The sequence below is a fragment of the Acetobacter sacchari genome, from assembly GCF_017377715.1.
GTDB lineage: Bacteria > Pseudomonadota > Alphaproteobacteria > Acetobacterales > Acetobacteraceae > Acetobacter > Acetobacter sacchari.
The window spans coordinates 1-228 of the sequence record NZ_JAFVMF010000138.1; the positions used below are offsets into that span (position 1 = coordinate 1).

Annotated in this window: 1 rRNA gene; it reads right to left on the bottom strand. The window is 50.9% G+C overall.

Annotation, left to right across the window (positions count from 1 at the left end):
- Positions 1–228: ribosomal RNA gene (locus tag J2D73_RS20515) — 23S ribosomal RNA — on the bottom strand; the annotation flags it as partial.

Below are 228 nucleotides of genomic sequence, written 5' to 3' on the forward strand. Positions count from 1 at the left end.
CCCTTCAACGGACTATTCCGTCAGTCCGCGGCGCTATCACTGCTCCGTCTCCACATCACTCCTAAAGGTAGTACAGGAATATTAACCTGTTCTGCCATCGACTTCGCCGTTCGGCTGAGCCTTAGGACCCGACTAACCCTGATCCGATTAGCGTTGATCAGGAAACCTTAGTCTTTCGGCGAGGGGGTTTCTCACCCCCTTTATCGTTACTTATACCTACATTTGCTT